A 24,363-nucleotide genomic window follows, 5' to 3' on the forward strand; every position below is an offset into this window, starting at 1 on the left:
AAGCTATAGGAGGAGAGAACATGGCAAGTAAGTATGACGCACTGGCCCGCATAATCATTCAGAACGTGGGTGGAAAGGAAAATATTGTAAGTCTGACGCACTGTATTACCAGGCTGCGTTTCCAGCTGAGGGACGAGTCAAAGGCCAACACGGAGGTGTTAAAATCAACCGACGGGATCGTTACGGTCATGCGGTCAGGAGGACAGTATCAGGTGGTGATCGGCAATCATGTGCCGCAGGTATATGAGGTGGTTTGCGAAAAAGCACATATATCCGGCGCGCAATCCGAAGAAGCAGAAGGCGACAAAAATATGGCCTGGGGGGCCTGGATGCTGGATCTGCTGTCCGGAACCTTCCAGCCGATCTTGGGATTTTTGGCAGCGGCCGGTATTGTAAAAGGTCTTTTGGCCGTGCTGGTGTTCGTTGCCGGAGCATCGGTGAAGGACAGCGGATTTTACCAGATGATGTATGCCATTGGAGATGGATTTTACTACTTCCTTCCCATGATCATTGCGGCATCCTGCGCAAAGAAGTTTAAATGTAACCCATATCTGGGCATGAGCATCGCGGCTGCCCTTTTGTATCCGGCCATGGTTGGCCTGGAGACCACCGGCACCCTGTTTGAGGGCACCCTGATGGCTCTGGATTATAAGACCACCTTTCTGGGAATCCCGGTGGTATATCCCAAGTCAGGATACGCCTCATCCGTAGTTCCAATCCTGGTGGCCACCGGAGTGGGAGCGAAGCTTGAAAAATACTTTAAGAAGATTGTTCCGGATACCTTAAAACTGTTCTTTGTACCGTTTTTGACGGTGATTATCATTGTTCCGCTGACTTTTATTTTGATTGGTCCGGTGGCCGGCATCCTTACCAACCTGCTGAACGCGTTTTTCCAGGCGATCTTTGCGATTCCGGTGCTGGGCGGCGTGGTAACCGGTATCCTGATTGGCGCGCTGTGGCAGATCTTGGTTATCTTCGGTCTGCACTGGGCGGTTATCCCGATCGGAATTGCCAATATCAGTACATATGGAAGCGATTTATTCATGACTCCTTACTTTGCGGCTTCGTTCGCGCAGTCTATGGTAGTTGCGGCTATTTATATTAAGACTAAAGATAAGAATATGAAGACAATGGCGCTCCCAGCCCTGGTTTCCGGTCTGTTCGGTGTTACGGAACCCTGTATTTACGGTATTACACTTCCTAAGAAAAAACCGTTCATTATCTCCTGTATCGCGGCAGCAGTGGGCGGCGGTATCCTGGGCGGAGCCAAGGTTTTACGATATCAGTCCGGCGCGTTGGGCTTCTTCGGATTCATGTCATTTGTCAAAGACGGCGAGCCTATGTCCAATGTAATCTGGGCTGTGATCGCAGTGGCGGTGGCGATGGTTTTAGCCTTTGTAATGACAATAGCTACCTATACAGATGATGAGCCGAAGGCAAAAAAAACCACTCTGGCAAAAAAGGCTTCGGTGGATGAGGACGCTCCCAAATCCGTGTTTGCTCCGGTAAAAGGCGAAGTAATCCCGCTAGATCAGGTAGACGACCAGGCATTCGCCAGCGGAGTGATGGGAAAAGGCATGGCAATCATTCCCACAGAGGGCAAGGTATGCAGCCCATGCGATGGAGTGGTTTCCGCAATCTTCCCCACCGGACATGCGGTAGGAGTAACCAGCAATGACGGCGTGGAGGTTCTGATTCATATCGGTATGGATACGGTGAAGATGGAAGGCCGGGGCTTTGATAAGAAGGTGAAAGAAGGAGACAAGGTAACGAGAGGACAGATCCTGGTGGAATTTGATATGGACGCTGTCCAGAAAGCAGGATATTCCCTGGTTACTCCTGTCATCATCACCAACACCAATCAGTTTGCGGACATTGTAACCAGCGCTTCTGGAACGGTGGATGTGGCGGATGAACTGCTTGTAGTTATGTAAAAGAGATATGGAAGGAGGAAATCATCATGAGCAAAATGCCAGAAGGATTTTTGTGGGGAGGCGCTACGGCGGCAAACCAGTGTGAAGGCGGATTCGACCTGGACGGAAGAGGAATTGCTAACGTGGATGTGCTTCCGGCAGGGGCAGACAGGCGTGCGGTCATGAGCGGCAGGATGAAGATGCTGGCCTGTGACAGCGACCATTACTATCCCTCCCATGAAGCCATTGATATGTACCATCACTATGAAGAAGATATCCGTCTGTTTGCGGAGATGGGATTCAAATGCTATCGTTTTTCCATTGCCTGGTCCAGGATATTCCCCATGGGGGACGAGGAACAGCCTAATGAAAAGGGACTGGATTTCTATGAGAAGCTGATTGACACCTGCCTTAAGTACAACATTGAACCGCTGGTCACTATCTGTCACTTTGATGTGCCCATGCACCTGGTAACGGAGTACGGTTCCTGGAGAAACCGGAGGCTGGTGGATTTCTACCTGAATTTCTGCCGCGCCCTGTTTACCAGATTGAAAGGGAAGGTAAAATACTGGCTGACCTTCAATGAGATCAACATGCTGCTTCACCTACCCTTTATGGGCGCAGGTCTTGTGTTTGATCCGGGAGAGAACGAGACCCAGGTGAAGTACCAGGCGGCTCATCATGAACTGCTGGCAAGCGCCCTGGCAACCAGGATGGCTCACGAGATGATGCCGGGCTGCATGGTAGGCTGTATGCTGGCGGCAGGAAGCTTTTATCCCTACAGCTGCGCCCCGGAGGATGTGTGGGCGGCCATGGGACGGGATCGGGACAACTACTTCTTTATCGATGTACAGTCCCGCGGCGAATACCCGCCCTTTGCGAGAAAACGCATGGAAAAAGCGGGAGTGGAGCTTGTTATGGGGCCGGAAGACCTTTCTGTTCTCAAGGAAAACACAGTGGACTTTATCTCATTTTCCTACTACGCATCCCGTCTGACCAGCGCCAATCCGGAGCTGAGTAAGCAGACCGCGGGCAACGTGATGGCCTCCATGCGCAATCCGTACCTGAAAATGAGCGAGTGGGGATGGCAGATTGATCCGCTGGGCCTTCGCATCACCATGAACAGCCTGTACGACCGCTACCAGAAGCCGCTGTTCATCGTAGAGAACGGCCTGGGCGCGGTGGACACGCCGGACGAGAACGGAGCGATCCATGACGATTACCGCATTGACTATTTAAGGGCGCATATTCAGGCCATGAAGGATGCGGTCAATGAGGATGGAGTGGAGCTTTTGGGCTATACGGTTTGGGGTTGTATTGATCTGGTAAGCGCCAGCACCGGCGAGATGAAGAAGCGCTACGGATTCATCTATGCGGACAAGGACAACGAAGGAAAGGGTACGCTGAAGCGCAGTAAGAAAGATTCCTTTGACTGGTATAAGAAAGTGATTGAGACGAACGGGGAAAGTCTGTAGATTTAAGCCGGCACAGCTGGAAGAATCACATCCAGCTTTATCGGGCATCTTCCAAAATACATGCAGGATGCGCTTTCTGATGCTCAGTCGGCTGCCTGAAAGCTATTTTGTGTTCTAAAGTATTGAGTTTTCAAGGAACAATCCCATTTTAGCTATGGGAAGTTTGAGTTATTTCATTTGACTGCAAATTTGATTGTAAAAGAACCCCTGACCATATTGGCCAGGGGTTCCTGTTATACTGCTATTTTGTTTTTACATTGACTGTAATGGACCGTTATGAATCCTCTTCTTTACGTTTCCTGCTTAACGCTGTCACCGCAACGAAGATTCCTGATAATATCATGGTCAATGTGGTTCTCTTAGATGTCTGACCTGTCTTTGGCAGTGGTGCCAACGGTACTTCACCGTCATCGATTAAGGTTACATCTACTGGTAATTCTGGAAGAGGTGCTAACGGCACATCTTCTGGGGTGATGGTTGTGGAGCCTGGGCCACCAGGTGTACTTGTGTAGCGTCTATTGCCTGTGGTGCCACCACTGGTTCCGCCTCCACCGCCGCCGGTTCCGCCTCCACCGCCGTTATAATTAAACTGTGCGGTAAAGGTTGTGCTCTGTGTGAACTCCGCAGCTTTGATTTCATCTGCGTTAGCATAGCTCCTGCTTCCATCTGTCCAGTTATTGAAAGAATAACTTCCAATGCCGGATACTGTTACGTTAGCTGATGGATATACAGGTGCTTCCATATTGTAGCTTCCATCTTCATTCTGTGGCCTGGTTACTACTTCCTTGACAGTTCCATAAACAGTACCACGGTTTGTGTCCTCAGACCTATATTCAAATACTACCTGATACTTATCTGGGATTCCATCTGGATTATCCGGATTTTCTGGATTAGTTCCTATTTCATCCTTATCAAAGTATACTGTAAAGGTGGTATTCTCTAAATAGGTATTTGTTTTAAAGGTGTCCATATTGATATGATAATCTTTGCTGCTTCCATCTACCGTCCAATAATCAAATGCATACTTATCATCTGCATTTACAGTTATATTAGCTTTTGGACTTGTAGGTGTAGGCTTAATATAATTGTCATTATCATCTCTAAATGTATGAACCTCTTTTATCTCTCCGTCTACGCTACCATTTCCTGCACTCACATAGGTGAACAGAATCTGGTATTTATCCGGGATTTCGTCCTCATTGTCATCTAATGCATAATAAACATTAATGACGTTCTTCGACACATCAGTTCCAATAGTCAGTGGTAAGTTCTCCACATAATCAAGTGCATACTTTGTTCTTGGCTTTACTTTATAAGTCGTTACTTGGCTCTCGAATTCTCCGATACCTTGCTCCAATGCCTGTTCATCCTCTACTTCATCATAGAAGTAATGCACACTGTACTTGAAAGTATCCTTGCTGTATACCACGTTTACGACGTCTCCGCCATCCGCGCTGATATTCTCCGCTCCGCTCCTGGCTCCGGGTACTGCGTAACCCGCCGGGGCGAACTTTGTTAAATCGGCTGGGATTGCATCTCCAAAGGTTCCTGTTCCTTCCACCTTGTCAAGGTAGTTTCCTTCTTCTATGCTGTCCTTGTAGTAGTTCACCGTGTAGCTCAGGTTCGTCTTCTTGCTGTATACCACGTTTACGACGTCTCCGCCATCCGCGCTGATATTCTCCGCTCCGCTCCTGGCTCCGGGTACTGCGTAACCCGCCGGGGCGAACTTTGTTAAATCGGCTGGGATTGCATCTTCAAAGGTTCCTGTTCCTTCCACCTTGTCAAGGTAGTTTCCTTCTTCTATGCTGTCCTTGTAATAGTTCACCGTGTAGCTCAGGTTCGTCTTCTTGCTGTATACCACGTTTACGACGTCTCCGCCATCCGCGCTGATATTCTCCGCTCCGCTCCTGGCTCCGGGTACTGCGTAGCCTGCCGGGGCGAACTTTGTTAAATCGGCTGGGATTGCACCTCCAAAGGTTCCTGTTCCTTCCACCTTGTCAAGGTAGTTTCCTTCTTCTATGCTGTCCTTGTAGTAGTTCACCGTGTAGCTCAGGTTCGTTTTCTTGCTGTATACCACGTTTACGACGTCTCCGCCATCCGCGCTGATATTCTCCGCTCCGCTCCTGGCTCCGGGTACTGCGTAGCCTGCCGGGGCGAACAGTGTTAAATCTGCCGGGATTGCATCTCCAAAGGTCCCTGTTCCTTCCACTTTGTCAAGGTAGTTTCCTTCTTCTATGCTGTCCTTGTAGTAGTTCACCGTGTAGCTCAGGTTCGTCTTCTTGCTGTATACCACGTTTACGACGTCTCCGCCATCCGCGCTGATATTCTCCGCTCCGCTCCTGGCTCCGGGTACTGCGTAGCCTGCCGGGGCGAACTTTGTTAAATCGGCTGGGATTGCATCTCCAAAGGTTCCTGTTCCTTCCACCTTGTCAAGGTAGTTTCCTTCTTCTATGCTGTCCTTGTAGTAGTTCACCGTGTAGCTCAGGTTCGTCTTCTTGCTGTATACCACGTTTACGACGTCCCCGCCATCCGCGCTGATATTCTCCGCTCCGCTCCTGGTTCCGGGTACTGCGTAACCCGCCGGGGCGAACTTTGTTAAATCGGCTGGGATTGCATCTCCAAAGGTCCCTGTTCCTTCCACCTTGTCAAGGTAGTTTCCTTCTTCTATGCTGTCCTTGTAGTAGTTCACCGTGTAGCTCAGGTTCGTCTTCTTGCTGTATACCACGTTTACGACGTCTCCGCCATCCGCGCTGATATTCTCCGCTCCGCTCCTGGCTCCGGGTACTGCGTAACCCGCCGGGGCGAACTTTGTTAAATCGGCTGGGATTGCATCTCCAAAGGTCCCTGTTCCTTCCACCTTGTCAAGGTAGTTTCCTTCTTCTATGCTGTCCTTGTAGTAGTTCACCGTGTAGCTCAGGTTCGTCTTCTTGCTGTATACCACGTTTACGACGTCTCCGCCATCCGCGCTGATATTCTCCGCTCCGCTCCTGGCTCCGGGTACTGCGTAACCCGCCGGGGCAAACTTTGTTAAATCGGCTGGGATTGCATCTCCAAAGGTTCCTGTTCCTTCCACTTTGTCAAGGTAGTTTCCTTCTTCTATGCTGTCCTTGTAGTAGTTCACCGTGTAGCTCAGGTTCGTCTTCTTGCTGTATACCACGTTTACGACGTCCCCGCCATCCGCGCTGATATTCTCCGCTCCGCTCCTGGTTCCGGGTACTGCGTAACCCGCCGGGGCGAACTTTGTTAAATCGGCTGGGATTGCATCTCCAAAGGTCCCTGTTCCTTCCGCCTTGTCAAGGTAGTTTCCTTCTTCTATGCTGTCCTTGTAGTAGTTCACCGTGTAGCTCAGGTTCGTTTTCTTGCTGTATACCACGTTTACGACGTCCCCGCCATCCGCGCTGATCTTCTCCGCTCCGCTCCTGGTTCCGGGTACTGCGTAACCCGCCGGGGCAAACAGTGTTAAATCGGCTGGGATTGCATCTCCAAAGGTTCCTGTTCCTTCTGCCTTGTCAAGGTAGTTTCCTTCTTCTATGCTGTCCTTGTAGTAGTTCACCGTGTAACTCAGGTTTGTCTTCTTTGTATAAAGGACATCTATTACATTGTCTTTTTCTTTAATTATATATGGCCCTGCTGGCGTCTGGACACCATCTTTATATCCATCCGGCCTTTCTTTGTTAAGCAAGGTTGGACCAAGGGTAACTCCTTCCCCAAAAGTCTTATTAGTTATTTCCTCACTTGCGCCAAGATAATGAGCTTCATCTATTACATCTCTATAATAGTGAATTTCATAAGACAAATCTGTCCTTCTGGAATATACTACGTTTACGACGTCTCCGCCATCCGCGCTGATATTCTCCGCTCCGCTCCTGGCTCCGGGTACTGCGTAGCCTGCCGGGGCGAACTTTGTTAAATCGGCTGGGATTGCATCTCCAAAGGTTCCTGTTCCTTCCACCTTGTCAAGGTAGTTTCCTTCTTCTATGCTGTCCTTGTAGTAGTTCACCGTGTAGCTCAGGTTCGTTTTCTTGCTGTATACCACGTTTACGACGTCCCCGCCATCCGCGCTGATATTCTCCGCTCCGCTCCTGGCTCCGGGTACTGCGTAACCCGCCGGGGCAAACTTTGCTAAATCGGCTGGGATTGCATCTCCAAAGGTTCCTGTTCCTTCCACTTTGTCAAGGTAGTTTCCTTCTTCTATGCTGTCCTTGTAGTAGTTCACCGTGTAGCTCAGGTTCGTCTTCTTGCTGTATACCACGTTTACGACGTCTCCGCCATCCGCGCTGATATTCTCCGCCCCGCTCCTGGCTCCGGGTACTGCGTAACCCGCCGGGGCGAACTTTGTTAAATCGGCTGGGATTGCATCTCCAAAGGTTCCTGTTCCTTCCGCCTTGTCAAGGTAGTTTCCTTCTTCTATGCTGTCCTTGTAGTAGTTCACCGTGTAGCTCAGATTCGTTTTCTTGCTGTATACCACGTTCACGACGTCTCCGCCATCCGCACTGATATTCTCCGCTCCGCTTCTGGCTCCGGGTACTGCGTAACCCGCCGGGGCGAACTTTGTTAAATCGGCTGGGATTGCATCTCCAAAGGTTCCTGTTCCTTCCGCCTTGTCAAGGTAGTTTCCTTCTTCTATGCTGTCCTTGTAGTAGTTCACCGTGTAGCTCAGGTTCGTCTTCTTGCTGTATACCACGTTTACGACGTCTCCGCCATCCGCGCTGATATTCTCCGCTCCGCTCCTGGCTCCGGGTACTGCGTAGCCTGCCGGGGCGAACTTTGTTAAATCGGCTGGGATTGCATCTCCAAAGGTTCCTGTTCCTTCCACTTTGTCAAGGTAGTTTCCTTCTTCTATGCTGTCCTTGTAGTAGTTCACCGTGTAACTCAGGTTCGTCTTCTTGCTGTATACCACGTTTACGACGTCTCCGCCATCCGCGCTGATATTCTCCGCTCCGCTCCTGGCTCCGGGTACTGCGTAACCCGCCGGGGCGAACTTTGTTAAATCGGCTGGGATTGCATCTTCAAAGGTTCCTGTTCCTTCCACTTTGTCAAGGTAGTTTCCTTCTTCTATGCTGTCCTTGTAATAGTTCACCGTGTAGCTCAGGTTCGTCTTCTTGCTGTATACCACGTTTACGACGTCTCCGCCATCCGCGCTGATATTCTCCGCTCCGCTCCTGGCTCCGGGTACTGCGTAACCCGCCGGGGCAAACAGTGTTAAATCGGCTGGGATTGCATCTCCAAAGGTTCCTGTTCCTTCCGCCTTGTCAAGGTAGTTTCCTTCTTCTATGCTGTCCTTGTAGTAGTTCACCGTGTAACTCAGGTTTGTCTTCTTTGTATAAAGGACATCTATTACATTGTCTTTTTCTTTAATTATATATGGCCCTGCTGGCGTCTGGACACCATCTTTATATCCATCCGGCCTTTCTTTGTTAAGCAAGGTTGGACCAAGGGTAACTCCTTCCCCAAAAGTCTTATTAGTTATTTCCTCACTTGCGCCAAGATAATGAGCTTCATCTATTACATCTCTATAATAGTGAATTTCATAAGACAAATCTGTCCTTCTGGAATATACTACGTTTACGACGTCTCCGCCATCCGCGCTGATATTCTCCGCTCCGCTTCTGGTTCCGGGTACTGCGTAACCCGCCGGGGCAAACTTTGTTAAATCGGCTGGGATTGCATCTCCAAAGGTTCCTGTTCCTTCCACCTTGTCAAGGTAGTTTCCTTCTTCTATGCTGTCCTTGTAGTAGTTCACCGTGTAACTCAGGTTCGTTTTCTTGCTGTATACCACGTTTACGACGTCTCCGCCATCCGCGCTGATATTCTCCGCTCCGCTCCTGGCTCCGGGTACTGCGTAACCCGCCGGGGCAAACTTTGTTAAATCGGCTGGGATTGCATCTCCAAAGGTTCCTGTTCCTTCCACCTTGTCAAGATAGTTTCCTTCTTCTATGCTGTCCTTGTAGTAGTTCACCGTGTAGCTCAGGTTCGTCTTCTTGCTGTATACCACGTTTACGACGTCTCCGCCGTCAGCACTGATCTTCTCCGCTCCGCTCCTGGTTCCGGGTACTGCATAGCCTTCCGGGGCGAACAGTGTTAAATCTGCCGGGATTGTATCTCCAACAGAACCTGTTCCCTCAACTTCTCCAAGGAAATTACGGTCGCTTATGCTGTCCTTGTAGTAGTTCACCGTATATTCATGGGAGACACTCCTGTAATACAATTTTAATACAGTATTATTATCACTAACTGCCGCGCTCGAATACTCATAATTTAATGCATATTCTTTAAGACTTGATACACTCTTCAGATCGGTATATATGATATATGTTTCACCATAATACCCCTCTATCTTTGTATTTTGCAGATTTCCATTACGTACATACCCGTTAAAATCAGTTCCTTCTCTTGTAAGTACGCCTAACGTAGAACTCTCCAACTCTCCTGTCAAAGGCTGACCATCTTCAGTTAAATACTGTATCTGCAAATTCGCTTCATTCGGTTTAATATAAATTCTTACTGTTACCGTCTGACTTGATTCGGTCCATCCAACGCTAAACCCATTTTCCCAATTAATTTCAACATTGTCGACAGTTACCTTAGAAACGGAATATGCGTTATCCAAATTAGGCGTAATATATATACCGCTTACTCCCGGATGTTTATCATGATAACTCGTCAATGATGATCCCATACTATTTCCGCTTAGTTCATCAATTAATTCATATTCAATTTTTCTTGTATTGTCATTACTATTCTCCCACCAATCGGACACAGCAATTTCAACCTGCTTCGCCAATTCTGTTCTCTGTAGGTAATAAAAAACTAATTGATCAGTTGCGGCAAAGTCTTTCCAACTTCCAGAAGATGTATAATATTGGATATTTTCGTTAAAAAACCTTAACCTTTCGATTCTTTGCCCATTTTCTACACGGTTAATGCCTGCATTATTCGTTTGATGATAGTTTGCTGGAAGCACTCTGGCATGCCAAAAAATAAGTTCATCATTCTCTCTTGTTCCTGTAGATGGAGCAATCTCGTCTACCGGCACACCGCTGTCTCCATACTGTGACAGGTCTGTACTGCTGATATTCTTTGACTGCTGTCCGTCCGAACCTGTAACTTCACGATTAGTAATCCAATACTCTGCATTAATGCCAGATGTATCTGTCACTATTATTGTATAGGAATATTCTCGCCCCCAACTACTAGCTGCCCTTACCATGGCTGTTCCTGGCTTAAGTCCAACTATCTCAATACTATTCCTATTCTGAGTACTGCCGCTTATAAAGCTAATAACATCGGAACCTGAAGTAACGCTCCAATCAGCATTTAACAGCGTATTTCTATTATTCTCATTATAAAGAGTTAATTTTTCACCAACGGCAATAGTGGTCGAATCATACTGTTTATTACCGCTCACAACCGCATAAATAGTAAAATGCTCAGCCTCAAAGGAAATCTCGCCAACTGTCTGTTCTCCTGGAACATCCACTGTATCGCTTACAGTCTCAACCTTTACTATATCTTCTGGAGCAATTTCACTTTCCTGGGCGGCTGCCTTTTCTTTCTCTTCCTTATTACTATCCTGCACGGTTTCAACACATACAACCTCAACAACATCGGCCTCTGCACTCTGTTCTATAATCGGCTTACCTGTGAATGTAACATTTACAAGCCGACTTCCACTCCACATCTCAGCATCAAGAAGTTTGTCTCCAAGCCACAGATTAATATCATAAGCCATGACTGAAGATACATTCTTTTTGGTATCAGCACTGATTATCTCCTGAACAGCTGTTTCTACATTATCATTGACGCGTACAGCTGTAGCTCTTACTCCTGCTGGCAACACCCCTTCTTCCGCCACTATGTGGATTACCATTCCGTCATCCATCACAAGCTCTGCATCAAAAGCCGGATGTATATCAGTTTCCACCGTATAGACTTCAACCTCCTGCTCCTCATAAACTTCTGGAACAGTATACCACGCAGTCTGCGAACCATCCTCATTATCAGCTATCGAGTCAGCTTCCAATACTTCTCCATTAGCCGTAACACTCTCAACCGCAAATCCAATCTGATTCTTAACTCCAAAGGTTAAACTCTCTCCTTCTTCCACACCTCTGGCGCCATCCACGATACGTGCACCAGCTCCCGGATTAATGGAGTAAGTAATTTTGTAACCATCAAAGTCATCCAAAGCCTTCAACTGATTAATCGTAGTGGTATAAACCTTTGCAGTACTGCAATACCCCATACCAACCAAATCAGTTGTTGATGCTTTATTAACTGTCTCTTCCGGCTTAACCTCCGGTTTCGTAACATCGGAAGGGGTTCCTACCTGAACTTCTTCGGTTGCAGCGGGTGTTTCCGCTGCATCTGTCGTAGTCTCAGGAGTCGTAGTCTCGTCACCCTCTGACGGAGCAGCTGTAGTTCCCTCTGTGGTTGTTTCACTCGGGTCTGTGCTCTCCCCTGCCTCGGCAGTAGTTTCATCCGATGCAGCCGCTGGGGATTCTTCCTGTTTTCCTTCCTGTGCTTCCGTAGTACTTTCAGTCTCTGCTGGTGCTACCGGCTCTGTCTCTTTTTCTGTCGGAGCCTCTGTTTCCTTAACAGCTTCTGTCTTTTCTTCCGGCTCAGCTTCAGGTTCCTTAGCTTCTTCAACTTTTGGAGCTTCCTCAGCATTACCTTCCTCATTATCAGCTACTACCGGCGCATAATGACGGATGATGGATGCCACTGGCTCACCTGTTGCCGCTTCTGGCTCGGCTGCTTCCGGTTCAGGCGCATCTGCTTCTGCAGCCTCCTGAGTTTTTTCCTCAGTTGTTTCCGGAGCATCCGTTGCTTCTTCTGTCGTCGCTTCCTCTGTGGCAGCCGCTTCTGTAGATGTCTCAGTCACACCTTCTGTCGGAGCCGTGCTTCCCTCTTCCGGAGCAGTCGTCTGTTCCTCTCTTGGCGCATCCGTAGACTCACTCTCACCCGGAACAACTGTGGTGGTTTCATCTACCGTTCCTTCTACGGTTGGTACTGTGGTATCAGGAGCTATGGTTTCCTCAGTGCCTGGTCCATTGACATCTTCCGGTGCAGTGGCTGTAGTCTCCTCCACTGGCTTGGAAATGTAATTAATCTCCTCATCACCATATGCCGCTTCAAAGCTCTTTACAGTAATTCTCTTGGTCTTTTTAACCTTTTCTACGCCATTCTCCATCCTTGTGATGTTTGTGGAGCAGCTGATAGTATCTTCCCCATTATTCACATATAAGAAGATAATCTCCTCATCGCCGGTTACCATATACATGTCATCGGCATCTTCCGGCAGTCGAACGAATACTCTCAGTTCCGCATCCATACTGCCGCCGTCCGGATCCGGGAATACTTCTAATACTTTCCCCTCTCCGTAAAACAAACTCTCGAATTTAGCAATGTCTCCATTGGTAAAGTCGAGATCGCCCGGTGATATTACATTGCCGTTTTCGATTGCTTCTTCGATAGCTGTCACCAATTGGGAACCCGTCATTTCGAATGTGACAGACTCTGACGACGATGTAGCCCCATAAGCTGCGTTCAGGTCCGCACCAACATTGGTACAAACCATGGCTGCCGCTAACGCGAAGGCCACCAGACGCTTCCGCATGTTACAGACTGATTTCTTTAACATGCCAGACCTTTTTCGTCCTTCCATACTTACACTCCTCTCATAATTTTTTCTTTCTACATAATTCCAGATAAATCCAACTGGCTGAAACTAGTATAGCAAACCACAGTTACAATCTGGTTACAATTTAAGAAAGTTTAAAATTTTTCTTAAATTAATTATGTAATTATAGATTCCCTCGCTATAATCATAGCAAAGAGGGCGTTATGCAAAGCGTTATTTTTCCATGATTTTTCGTTACTTTTTATTTAGATCATTAAAATTTAGCCTGTTTTTTATAACCCTTCCATGTATTTGTATCCACACATTTCATTTATAAAATTTTAAGAAACTATCGAATGAATGAGAAAAAACCTCATTTTCAATTGTATTATTATCAATAATATGGTAAAATGATTACAGATACATAAAGCTACATATTTTTGAGATTTTTTCTCACGTTTTGAGGTGCTATTATGCTAATCCAGTTCAGTTTTAAAAATTTCAAAGCATTCAAAGAGGAAGTTTTGTTGGATTTCCTACCTGCCTCCATCAACGAACATAAAAATACCCTGTTGAAGGACCCGGCTGACGGCGAACGCATCCTTCCTCTTATCGGAATCTATGGCCCCAACAGCAGCGGTAAGTCCACGGTCCTCGATGCTTTATCCTGTCTCTCCTCTCTGGTCACAGCATCTGTAACCGTACCAACCAGAATCAGAGATGTGCATTGTCTGTTTTCGGCAGATTGTAAGGATATTCCCACTCAGTTTGACGTGTTATTCCGCAGCCAGGGGTTCCTGTTCCGCTACCAGCTCCAGTTCTCAATGGGAACCATCGCTGAGGAGAATCTGTTCTACGGCAGTCTGGGCGGAAGTGATACGGGTATTCTTTTTAATAGGAAAGAATCCGTCATCCATCCCGGACGTGAACTCATCTCCTTCTCCCTTAAGGCCGTGCCTCCATCCGTAACTTTGCTGTCATGGCTCAATGCCTATACGGATTCCATACATGCCAGGGCCGCCTATTCCTGGTTCAGCAGAATACAGGGAAACAGTCCCAGGGAACTTCCTTCCGACATGGATACCCGGCGGAGACTGTGCGGTATCCTTAAGGATTTGGGACTTGATATAACGGATTACAGTATCATACCGGACTCAGACCACAAATCCCCTGCTGCATTCCTTGTTCACAGTCCTTATGAAGGCTGCACCTTTGAACTGCCGTGGGAAGATGAATCCATGGGCACAAAAAAACTGCTCTCACTGCTGCCTTCAGTCCTGGCCAGTCTGGATGACGGAAGCCTGATGATGGCAGATGACCTCGACTGTATTCTTCACCCTCACGCACTCCGTTATCTGATTGCGCTCTATGCCAATCACGAGAAAAATCCTCACAATGCGCAACTGCTATTCACCGCCCATAACACTGCCATTTTACAGCCAACGCAGATGCGCCGGGATGAAATATGGCTTTGCTGCCGTCAGGAAGGGCATGATACGGAATTATACCCTCTGTCCAGTTACAAAAAAGAAAATGGCCTCATCCCGCGTAATGATGAGGCCTATGGAAAGCAGTATCTGGAAGGCCGTTATGGTGCCATGCCCAATATACATGCCTAGAACGCGTTTAATTATTACATTCCAAAATCCGGATACCGTATTCTTTCTATATAATAACAAAGCCGCCGCAGATTCACTCTTCTGCGGCGGCTTATCTAATCCCAACCAATCTGTTCTATTACTAATCTTTCTGTCAGCTTCCCCTTATTCTTCCTATATCAAACTCTCCGGCATCACCTGGTAATTGAGTTTCACCTTCCTGCCCCCATCCCAGAGACGCAGGTTCCTGTCTATCCTCTCATAAATCCGCAGGCAATACTCATTGGACGTGCCGTTTAGCATGACCAGATATTGGCTTGGATTATAGCAGGTAAATAAATCGCCTTTTCTGAGGGACTTGGCGATGGCATCGTGAAGCTTTTCTGACGCGGTCTTTAAAAGCTCCCCTCCTGTATCCAGAGGTTTTCCCCTGGCATCCAGCAAGGTACAGCACAGAAGCACACTGGAAAAATCCACTCTCTCAGCCATGCGGGCCAAAAGCCTGTAACAGTCGATAAATGCCGGATATGCACAGTAATAAGGGCCGTTAATCCGTTCCCTCTCGTGAAGGCTGTCCCTTATATCCTTAAGCGTATCCGATGTATAACGAATCTGTCCGCTCATAATGCGGAACCGTTCCAGCATCTTCTCGGAAGGAGGAAGTCCCTGTTCCTCAAAATACTGGGAAACTGCGGCGTCATACACCTGCATGGCTTCCTTGAAGCGCTTCATGGCAATGAGGCAGTCAATTTTCATAATCTGGCATTCCTCATACGGATACAGCTCGCAGGCATAATTACATATCTCCAGAAGGCCGTTATATTCCCGGTTTTTCTTCATGAGACTGCTGGCAGCCCGCAGGCAGCTAAAGTACAGCTCCTGATAGCGCACTCCCACCACTGATACCCATTTCTCGCCGGCAAGCTGGGCCAGAAACTCTCCCTGATACAGACCACAGGCCCGCTTTAAGAGTGCCTCATCATGGGTGCGCAGGGCCTCCTTTGCCGTATTCTCGAAATCCCTGGCATCAATATACACCGGCAGCTCCCCGCTGTCCCACCTGTAGATTCCTCCGTCTGTGCGGATATACTCGCGGGGCGGCAGTTCACTGCCCTCCAAAAGCTTGCGGAGCCGGAATACCGCGGCCCGTAAACTTCCCGAAGGATTGGAGCATTCACCATTTCCGTAGAGCATATCCAGAAGCTCCTCCCTGTGTACGCCCTCCTCTCCTGAATACAGCAATATAAGTACCAGCTGCAGTACCTTTCCCGAAGGTCCTCCGGGAATCTGCAGCGGCTTCCTGTTATATTCCAGCATGATACTTCCCATCATAAATACGGTCAGACCTTCCCCTTCTCTGGCCGGATAACATGTGCCTTCCCCCTTCATTTGTATCCCCCTTGTGGTAAAGCGTTATTTTATATATAACACATTTTACTACAGATTCCTATGTTTTTCCATTATTTATCTTTCATAGACCAAAAATAGTAAGGAACCTCAACCAAAAGCATGACACTCCAGCCTATGGCGCAGGCATATGCAACCCCCGGAAGTCCGATTCCGGGCGTTAACAGGTACACAAACACTACCCTGAGGCTGGTTTGGACAAAGGTTCCCAACAAAGTAACGCTCATCTTTCCCATTCCCCTGAAAAATCCCTGGATTCCATTGGTAAATGCCGGAAACACATAAAATAACGCCATCATTCCCAGATAACTGCTGCCCAATGCCACAATCCCCTCATTTCCCGCCGTTACAAACAGCCCCATAAGCGGCCTTCTGAACAATGTAATGGTTATGCAGATGAACACCCAGTAACATGCTTCCAGCATGAGCCCTCTCCTAAATCCCTTTCGGATGCGCTCCTTCCTGCCCGCCCCTCTGTTCTGCGCCACAAATGTGGTAATTCCATGTGAAATGCTCTGCTCAGGCGTAAACGCAAAATCATCAATTCGGTTAACCGCGTTGAACGCCGCAATCATATCCACGCCCAACGGATTGACAGCGCCCTGAATCAACAGCTTTCCGATGGGCTGGCAGGACTGCTGCAATGCCGTAATGCTGCCGTAACGCAGTGTCTGCCTGAGAAGCTGTCTGTCCATGTTAAACTCTCCATGCCTTAACTGCAGCATGGGAATTTTTCTGTATACATACGTTATGCATAGAAAGGCCGAAGCCGCCTCCGCCACCACCGTGGTAACAGCAGAACATACAATGCCGAATCCCATCCCCCCAATAAAAATCAAATCCAAAACCGCATTTAATATGGAAGAAAAAGCTAAAAACTTGAGCGGCGTTTTAGAATCCCCCACACTCTTAAGGGCAGCCGATACTGCATTATAAAAATAAGTGAACGGCGCGCCCAGAAAAATGATGGACAGGTAAGAAGCCGCCTTGCCCAGTATCTCATCCGGCACTCCCAGCACTCCGAGAAGAGGTTTTGAGAAAAATCCTCCAAGTATGGCTATTAACACTGAAAAATAGCAGCCAAATATGACTGTGGTGGACATTTCCCGTTTCAGCTTTTCTTTCTGGCCGGCTCCATAAAACTCGCTCATCAGTACGGACGCCCCCATACAGATGCCCGATATTCCGAGTATGACAATATTCATCACCGGACTTGCCGTACCTTCCGCTGCCAGCGCCTCCTTTCCAATGAATCTGCCGGCTATGATGGAGTCCACCGCATTGTAGGTGAGCTGGAACATATTGCCCAGAATCAGGGGAATGGAATAATCCACCAGATGTTTTGTGATTCCGCCTTCCGTCATGTTAACTGCCGCCATATGGTTCTCCTTCTGTCCCTCATTTTATATATAAATACCTTTATCCAAGGAAAAGGCCCGGCAGGACCTTCTGAATCCTTTCAACCTTCTGCCGGGCCTGATTCCATGTAGAATGGAATGTGAATGGTATTCTGTTAATAACTGCGCAGCTTATCTTCATCCTCTTCCGTGGTCTTATCAATGGATCGAATCTCCACATCATATCCAAAACGGTCATCCACCTTTACATAGACCTTATCCCCTGCCTTGCGGCCCCTTATGGCCTTTCCCAGAGGCGAGTCAATACTGATTAATCCCTGAAGTGAATTACCTCTGACAGTGGTTACAAGTTTATACCGTTCCGTCTCATCATCATCGGGAATATAGACCTCTACCGTATCTCCCAGGCCAACTTCCCCCTCCCTGGAGTTATCAGATATAATTCTGGCGGTTTTTATCATTTTCTCCAGATAACGAATCCTGCTCTCATTCCTGTTCTTATCCTGCTTGGCTGCCTTATATTCAAAATTCTCACTTAAATCCCCATGGGCCCTGGCTTCCTTCACCGCCTCCAGAGCTTCCTTGCGGACCACTAATTTACGGTATTCTATTTCTTCCTGCATTTTCTTTATATCACTGGCTGTCAGATTATCATACATTATATTGTTCCCTGTCCTTTCTTTTCCCGAATTCCCGTCTGTGCCTTCATACAGCCGTTCTACGGATATATCCGAAGCTGTCCGCCGGCACTTAAGTCATACACTTTTCCGGGAGCCAGATTTCCATAATCCACATGGGCAATATATGGATTGGCCTTATTATAGTAAGCGGCAAAAATACGCTCTACGTCCTGATTTGCCGTGGTCTTAAAACACCGGTCCGCCAGGGTCTGAGGCATCAGACCGGTCACGGACAGATCCACCTTATACCAGCTGCCTCCCGCTTCCACGTAAACAAACATATGGTCCTTATCATTGTCATCCGGTGCACAGAAGCAATTAAGGCCCATGGCCCTGGTTAACATCTGATATGCCACGGAAATGCCCTCGCAGACCGCTTTATGATTTACCAGGCAGCCATAGGCAGTAAATGAGGGATCCCCAGAGGTATCCTCTCCGTTAACGAACCTGGAATACAATCCCTTATCATAAGTACAGCTGGAAGCAATGAAAAGAGCCGCATGCTTTGCCCGTTCCAGTTCGCTGGCGTCCCTCCAACGGTAACTGTTCAGATAATCCCGGACCACCAGGGCCAGGGCATTGCGCTGCTGCTTGTAGGTATCGCTTCCCACATTGTCCTGATACAGAGCCACCTGGCCAAGCACCAGAAGGCTGTCGCCATCCACAGCCATTTCCCCGGTTCCTATCTGATCGCTTTCTCCGTACAATGCCTTGCACAGGTCGTCGGAAAGCCCAAAATAATTATACAGCCCATAATTATAATCCTGACGCAGGCGTCTTTCCATCACCGGTTCACCTTTTGCATTCCATCCCATGATTACATCCACATACTGAAGCCCGGCCTGGTCCATATAATCCTTCAGGGGGTAGTTGGCATCATAGGACGCTTCCCATCCTCCAACCGTCCACGCCCCGTCCGCTCCCACCTGGGACCAGGCTCCCGCATAGACAGTAGCGGATAATAAAAGGGCTGCCGCAGATGCCGCTGCCAGCAACCTTACCACGGACCGGCCTATGTTTGATTGTTTCATATCGGATTGCTTCATATCCGATTGCTTCATATCCGATTGCTTCATGTCTGTCTCTCCCCCGCCGAATCGTCCTACCATAATCCTGTCTCCTGCTTTTATAAATTGTTTATTTTCCCTTTAGTTTCTTTATTGATTCTTTAGCGTGTGCTCAAACTTTGGCCATATTTTCCCTGTATAGTAATACTTGTAAGGCGATAGACCTTTTACTATACAGGAAAACACTTTTTCATACCTATGACCGGCAGCTCCCCTTCTGCCGGTCCCCTCCAAATGAAAGATAAGTTTACCGATTCAGGTAAACTTATTTTTTTATGCGCATATGCTATATAAAAATCATTTTTACAGGAGACACCATATGACCAACCAATCCGTCACTCCTGCTGACATCTTTGCCGATTTGCTGCGCTTTCGGGCCCCTGCCGCCATTGCCTGGGTCAGAGGCGGAAGTGCCGCGCCCAACCTAAGCGGCCTGGTAAAATTCTACCAGACTCCTTACGGTGGCGTACTGGTGGAAGCCGAAATCTTCAATCTGCCAAACAAACAGGCACCCGGCTCCACAGACTTTTATGCTATGCACATCCACCAGAACGGTGACTGTTCTGATGACTTCGCCAAAACAGGGGACCACTACAATCCATCCGGCAAGCCTCATCCGGACCATGCAGGCGACCTGCTTCCCCTTCTTGGAAACGAAGGTTATGCCTGGCTTTCCTTCTATGACAAGCGCTTCTCCACAGACGACATTATCGGCAGATCTGTAGTCATTCACAGCCATGCCGACGACTTTACATCCCAACCCGCCGGAAACTCCGGAACAAAAATCGGATGCGGTGTCATTGAAAAAGCGGATTATCTAAAAGTATAGCACAATGGCAGGAAAATATCATCCCTACAGTTTTCACAAAAATACCCAGGAAATGCAGCAGAACAAATTACAGACAGAAAGTACCGGATACCGCCATTAATACGTGCGGAATCCGGCACCTTCCATAATATCCAGATCCCGGAACACAGCTGCCGCCGCTGCCTCGTATTCTTCCAATCTCTGTGATTTCTTTATTCTCTTAATGTATTTCCCATTGTCGGAAAAAATCTGAATCATACAGGTCCACAGCTCCTTCATCTTAAACAGGACATTTCTGTCCCCGGACATGATTGTCCGGTAGCCTTCGTATATCATCTGGTGGAATTGCCTTAAGGTTTCTTTGCCGGTTCCCGCCCCACCGGAATCTGCCCCTGCCGCAATTCTGTCCAGCAGTCCGGGATTGGATATGATTCCACGACCCAGCATGACTCTATCCAATTCCGGATAATCTCCGCATAATGTCTCGTAGCCAGATACAGTAAATATATCCCCATTATAACACACCGGAGCCCGGCTGCCGTCAAACCCGCTGCCAAATGCCGGCATGTTCGGGGTGTTTTTATAGTAATCCGTGCGGACTCTGGGATGGAGAATTAATTCCTTCAGCGGATAGCGGTTGTAGATTTCTAAAAGGCCCGTGAATTCATCCGGCGATACCAACCCCAGCCTCGTTTTAACAGACAGTTCCATACCCATCCCTTCCATCTTCCCGCATACCTCGTCCAGAAACCGGTCCAGGCTGTCCGGCAGCCCCAGGAAACCGGCTCCTTTATACTTGGACACCACGGTACCGGATGGGCAGCCCAGATTCAGGTTTATCTCAGAATATCCGTATTCCTGTAATTCCTTTGCCGTTCGTATAAAATCCTCTGCCTGGTTTGTGAGTATCTGAGGGACTACGTACATGCCCTGGTTGTGTTCTGGCAGAATGTCGTTTAACTCCCGGAAGCTTAGACTGCTGTTGGCCTTTGGGGACAGGAAGGGAGTGAAGTACTTGTCCATGGGATGATAGCAGGCGTGGTACGCGTTGCGGTATATATAGCCGGTGAGGCCCTCCATGGGCGCCATGTAATATTTCATTTTCATATCAGATATCACTCAATCCTCAAAAAATCACTGCCCTTTAAGTCAATATCATTGGGCACCCTCACCTTACACCTTGATATCATCCTTAAATTCTGTAATATTTTATTGATTTCTGCTGTCATTATATCCCCATCCTCCTCCCGCAGGCATTTAATAATTGCATTCAGACTTCCCCTGTAACTCCTTTCTAATTCTATGGCATTATCTGTCAGCCATCGTGAAAATGGATGGCTGGCATTGATTATATTTCGGCCTATGCTGTTTTCTTCCGTCAAAATGCGGCTGTCCGCCTCATCTGATTCCGCAAATAACAGAGGAGGAAATACAAGTTCGCTTTCCGTGAATCCATCTTCCCTCAACCCTATGGCGTACAAAGACATACTGCATCCGTTACTGCTCATTTTACACTTCAGTCTGCAATTCTTTTGGACCAATGCCCGAACTATGTTTTCATCCGGTCTGTTTTCAATTTCAAAAGAATTACTGTGAGACAGTGAACCTGTGTTTAAGCATATGCCATTATCTTCATCGTTCTCCTTAAGCATGGTCTTTAATTTTTCAATTGTCAGATTTATCCCGCACAGATAAACCGATTCCGCCGCCTTGGAAAACTCAGCATTATTCAATAATATCAAATACTCACTTAAAGGACAGTTATCATAATATCCTATCTGTCCATAATCCAGTTCTGTTCCCGGAAGCCGGCGTTCCAATACAGACAGGTATCCCATGGTCTCCACGGAAAAGTGCTTAACACGTTCCCTGCTCATATTCAACATCGGTTTAAACCTTCCCTGTAAAAGTACGATTGTATAATTAACCCATTGTCTCAACCAGCTGTAGTCTGACCAATTCCAGTTAACTTTAATTCCGTTATAGGCTGTGACGGACACCCCGTTTATGCCCCTTTCCCTGCCCTCCATATAGTGATACATATATTTTTCAGCTAACCTTTTCAGCTGAGGATTTCTCTCCAGGGGAACCGAAATGTTTACTGTGCTGCGATTTGAAAGTTCTGTCCTCTCTAACCCATTATATATCTCCAGCCCTCTGTTTACTATTTCCTCCAGTTCATCTGATGCAACATCCCCGTCATTGCCGTTCAATTCCTGCAGCAGCTGTTCTTTGCTGTATTTCTTCGTCTGAAGCATTTCTCCGCATTGTCTGTGGATATGGCTTATATCTTTATATTTCTGAAACATTTCTTTTACAACTGACTCAAGGCCGCCTACATTCAAGCCGCTGTCACTGACACCATCCCAGTGCATTTCATATGACATAAGTATATGCAGCATTTTATTCTCAAAACTTATCTCCTGGTTCAGAGAACGTCCCACCCGGATATCTCCTATCCTGAAATCCAGGTCATGCGCAAGCTCTCCATCAACCGTAATCAGAAAGGTGCCGCCCCTTATAGAAGGAACAGGTACATAGTCCTGAATATTCCTGCATTCCAGGACAATTTCCGGCCTTTTAACCCAGCATATCTCTTTGAAACTCCGGCTTATATAATCTATCTCCTCATCTGTAAACGGAATCCGAATCACCTGGTTTGCTTTTATGTCCTCAATCAGTTCCTCCGCCATAGGAAAATAAATCGTCTCATAGCTGTCCTTATACACAATGGGCACGTCCGGGAAAAGCACATAATCCTTCACGATGTTCTTTACGCTGCCGCTATTCCCGTGACGAAATAAATTCATCCTAACCGCAATGGATGTTCCCGGTGTCTGACGGAACGGCTCCCGCCCGGATTCATCCATGGATGGCATCATTTCCCCGGTATCTCCATTTTCCTCATCTGCAAGGCTATAATACCCGCTGGTGCCAATCATACCGAAACGGATTCCGTGGCCCTCCTTATAGTGTCTTGTGCTTACCTCTATCCTGTCTCCGCATAAGAAACACGACAGGATTCCGATACCAAACTGGCTGATTGGTTTATAGTCATAGTAATCCTTATTTCTGTAATACCCCTGATAAAATTCAGGAGATGTATAGTAAGAGCGGCCAACCTTTAAAAAATAATCCAGAATTATCTTCTCAGTCATACCAATCCCATTATCGTCCACCCTCAGCCAATCATTCCCATCCGGATCCATCCATGTGGTAATTACAACAGACGGCTTTTCCTTCATCCAACTGTCAAAACCGTAATTCCTGTCAAGCATTCTGCGGGTACCAATGGCATCCAGAGAATTCTGCAGCAATTCACGGATAAACACCGCTGAATGGGTATATAAATCATTTCCCACCAAAAGCTCAAGAACCCGCTCAGAATCCATGGTTAAGTGGTATTCCCCGGTCCGATATCCATTACTCTCAATTCCGCTTCTGTCAATCTGGATTGGCAGGGCAAGGTTTCTCCATCTGTCAGAGCAGTTATTGCTTATTACCTCGGAACAATTCCTCAGCTCTAAATCTATATAGTCCAGGAACATATGAATAAAGTGTTCTGTCTGCATGCTGTTGCTCACGGCTCTAAACGCAAGGGCGTCCCTGCTAGCCTGTTTGGGATACCTGAATCCCAGTGACGACTGATGCTTCCTCCACTCAATTACAGACTGACGGTCCTGGGCATCTTCGATTTTCTGGTATTCATATAGAATTTCCGGACTTCTGGTCACGTCGAAATCCAATATGTCCCCCAACCGCAGCAACACGGCACAGAAGCAGTAATCAATCTCGTTGAAATTGTCGTATGGTATTTCTTTTACCCTTTCGATATTCTCTCCATGGCTTTGGCATACTTTAATCAGCCTGTCCCTGCGGACATTGGAAACATCCAGGGAGTCTTTCAGAATCTTTGCAATTCTCTCATGGTGAATGCTCCTGAAAAAATCAACCTGAATCTTTGCCGGTATTTCCCCCTCATTTTCAAACATTAGGACATCCGCAGACGGATGCTGTTCCAAATACCGTTTGAATCGGATACTGTTTAATTCCGACTGTTTTTCCTGTTTTGAGTAACACATGCCTATATCATGATAACATGCCGCCAATAAGAGAAGTTCGGTTTCCCCTTCAGTTAACTTCCCGATTCCCTCTTCTCCCAGTAAATTTTCTATTGCGTGTATAACGTTGACAACATGTACTTCGTCATGCAGGGTATAGGTGGGAAATGTATCCCGTACTGTTTTTAACATGGTAATCGCCGCGTCGCATAAGGATTCCATGGCATGCTGATTCTTTACGCTTATATTTCCTTCCAGTTTCTTCCATAATAAAGTATCTTTATATTTCATCTGACAATCCCCGATTTCCGTTTTACCGTATTTGGTTAATCCTGGTTATATTATACTATAAAATATTATCCGCGTATATTGGT

General features: G+C 47.4%; 11 protein-coding genes. 4 read left to right on the plus strand and 7 right to left on the minus strand.

What is annotated here, in order from left to right; translation table 11 throughout:
- The first annotated feature begins 20 nt into the window (after positions 1-20).
- Both LA360_RS12320 and LA360_RS12325 read left to right on the plus strand, forming a co-directional pair.
- Positions 21-1,934 (plus strand): beta-glucoside-specific PTS transporter subunit IIABC, encoded by a 1,914-nt coding sequence (locus tag LA360_RS12320; protein WP_022201868.1) that lies wholly within the window; start codon positions 21-23, stop codon positions 1,932-1,934.
- A 26-nt stretch (positions 1,935-1,960) separates the two neighbouring features.
- Complete coding sequence (locus LA360_RS12325; protein ID WP_022201867.1) at positions 1,961-3,388, plus strand: 6-phospho-beta-glucosidase; 1,428 nt, start codon at positions 1,961-1,963, stop codon at positions 3,386-3,388.
- 274 nt (positions 3,389-3,662) lie between these two features.
- Here LA360_RS12325 and LA360_RS12330 read toward each other — a convergent pair whose 3' ends face one another.
- Complete coding sequence (locus tag LA360_RS12330) at positions 3,663-12,872, minus strand: doubled motif LPXTG anchor domain-containing protein (RefSeq protein ID WP_146774944.1); 9,210 nt, start codon at positions 12,870-12,872, stop codon at positions 3,663-3,665.
- Between the two features lie 611 nt (positions 12,873-13,483).
- Here LA360_RS12330 and LA360_RS12335 point away from each other — a divergent pair.
- Positions 13,484-14,629, plus strand: a complete 1,146-nt coding sequence (locus LA360_RS12335; RefSeq protein WP_022200979.1) for an AAA family ATPase — start codon at positions 13,484-13,486, stop codon at positions 14,627-14,629.
- 153 nt (positions 14,630-14,782) lie between these two features.
- Here the strand turns inward: LA360_RS12335 and LA360_RS12340 are convergent, their stop codons facing one another.
- From LA360_RS12340 to LA360_RS12355, 4 genes are all read right to left on the minus strand, one after another.
- Positions 14,783-15,997 (minus strand): AfsR/SARP family transcriptional regulator, encoded by a 1,215-nt coding sequence (locus LA360_RS12340; protein ID WP_112482021.1) that lies wholly within the window; start codon positions 15,995-15,997, stop codon positions 14,783-14,785.
- Positions 15,998-16,068: 71 nt separating this feature from the next.
- The gene (locus LA360_RS12345) at positions 16,069-17,394 is read right to left on the minus strand and encodes an MATE family efflux transporter (protein WP_022200981.1); all 1,326 of its coding nucleotides are present in this window, start codon (positions 17,392-17,394) and stop codon (positions 16,069-16,071) included.
- A gap of 134 nt (positions 17,395-17,528) precedes the next feature.
- The gene (gene greA / locus LA360_RS12350; protein WP_022200982.1) at positions 17,529-18,032 is read right to left on the minus strand and encodes a transcription elongation factor GreA; all 504 of its coding nucleotides are present in this window, start codon (positions 18,030-18,032) and stop codon (positions 17,529-17,531) included.
- 59 nt (positions 18,033-18,091) lie between these two features.
- A complete protein-coding gene (locus LA360_RS12355; protein ID WP_112482023.1) occupies positions 18,092-19,162 on the minus strand; it encodes a hypothetical protein in 1,071 nt (356 codons plus the stop codon).
- A gap of 277 nt (positions 19,163-19,439) precedes the next feature.
- Here LA360_RS12355 and LA360_RS12360 point away from each other — a divergent pair, with 277 nt between their 5' ends.
- A complete protein-coding gene (locus LA360_RS12360; RefSeq protein WP_022200984.1) occupies positions 19,440-19,949 on the plus strand; it encodes a superoxide dismutase family protein in 510 nt (169 codons plus the stop codon).
- Positions 19,950-20,045: 96 nt separating this feature from the next.
- Here the strand turns inward: LA360_RS12360 and LA360_RS12365 are convergent, their stop codons facing one another.
- Positions 20,046-21,035 carry a tRNA-dihydrouridine synthase family protein gene (locus LA360_RS12365; protein WP_057571744.1) on the minus strand — a complete coding sequence of 330 codons (990 nt, stop codon included), beginning with the start codon at positions 21,033-21,035 and terminating at the stop codon, positions 20,046-20,048.
- A gap of 8 nt (positions 21,036-21,043) precedes the next feature.
- Positions 21,044-24,280, minus strand: coding sequence for an HD domain-containing protein (locus LA360_RS12370; RefSeq protein WP_002587024.1), 3,237 nt, complete (start codon positions 24,278-24,280; stop codon positions 21,044-21,046).
- Positions 24,281-24,363 lie beyond the last annotated feature (83 nt).

Origin of the sequence: Enterocloster clostridioformis (assembly GCF_020297485.1) — a bacterium.
Taxonomy (GTDB): domain Bacteria; phylum Bacillota; class Clostridia; order Lachnospirales; family Lachnospiraceae; genus Enterocloster; species Enterocloster clostridioformis.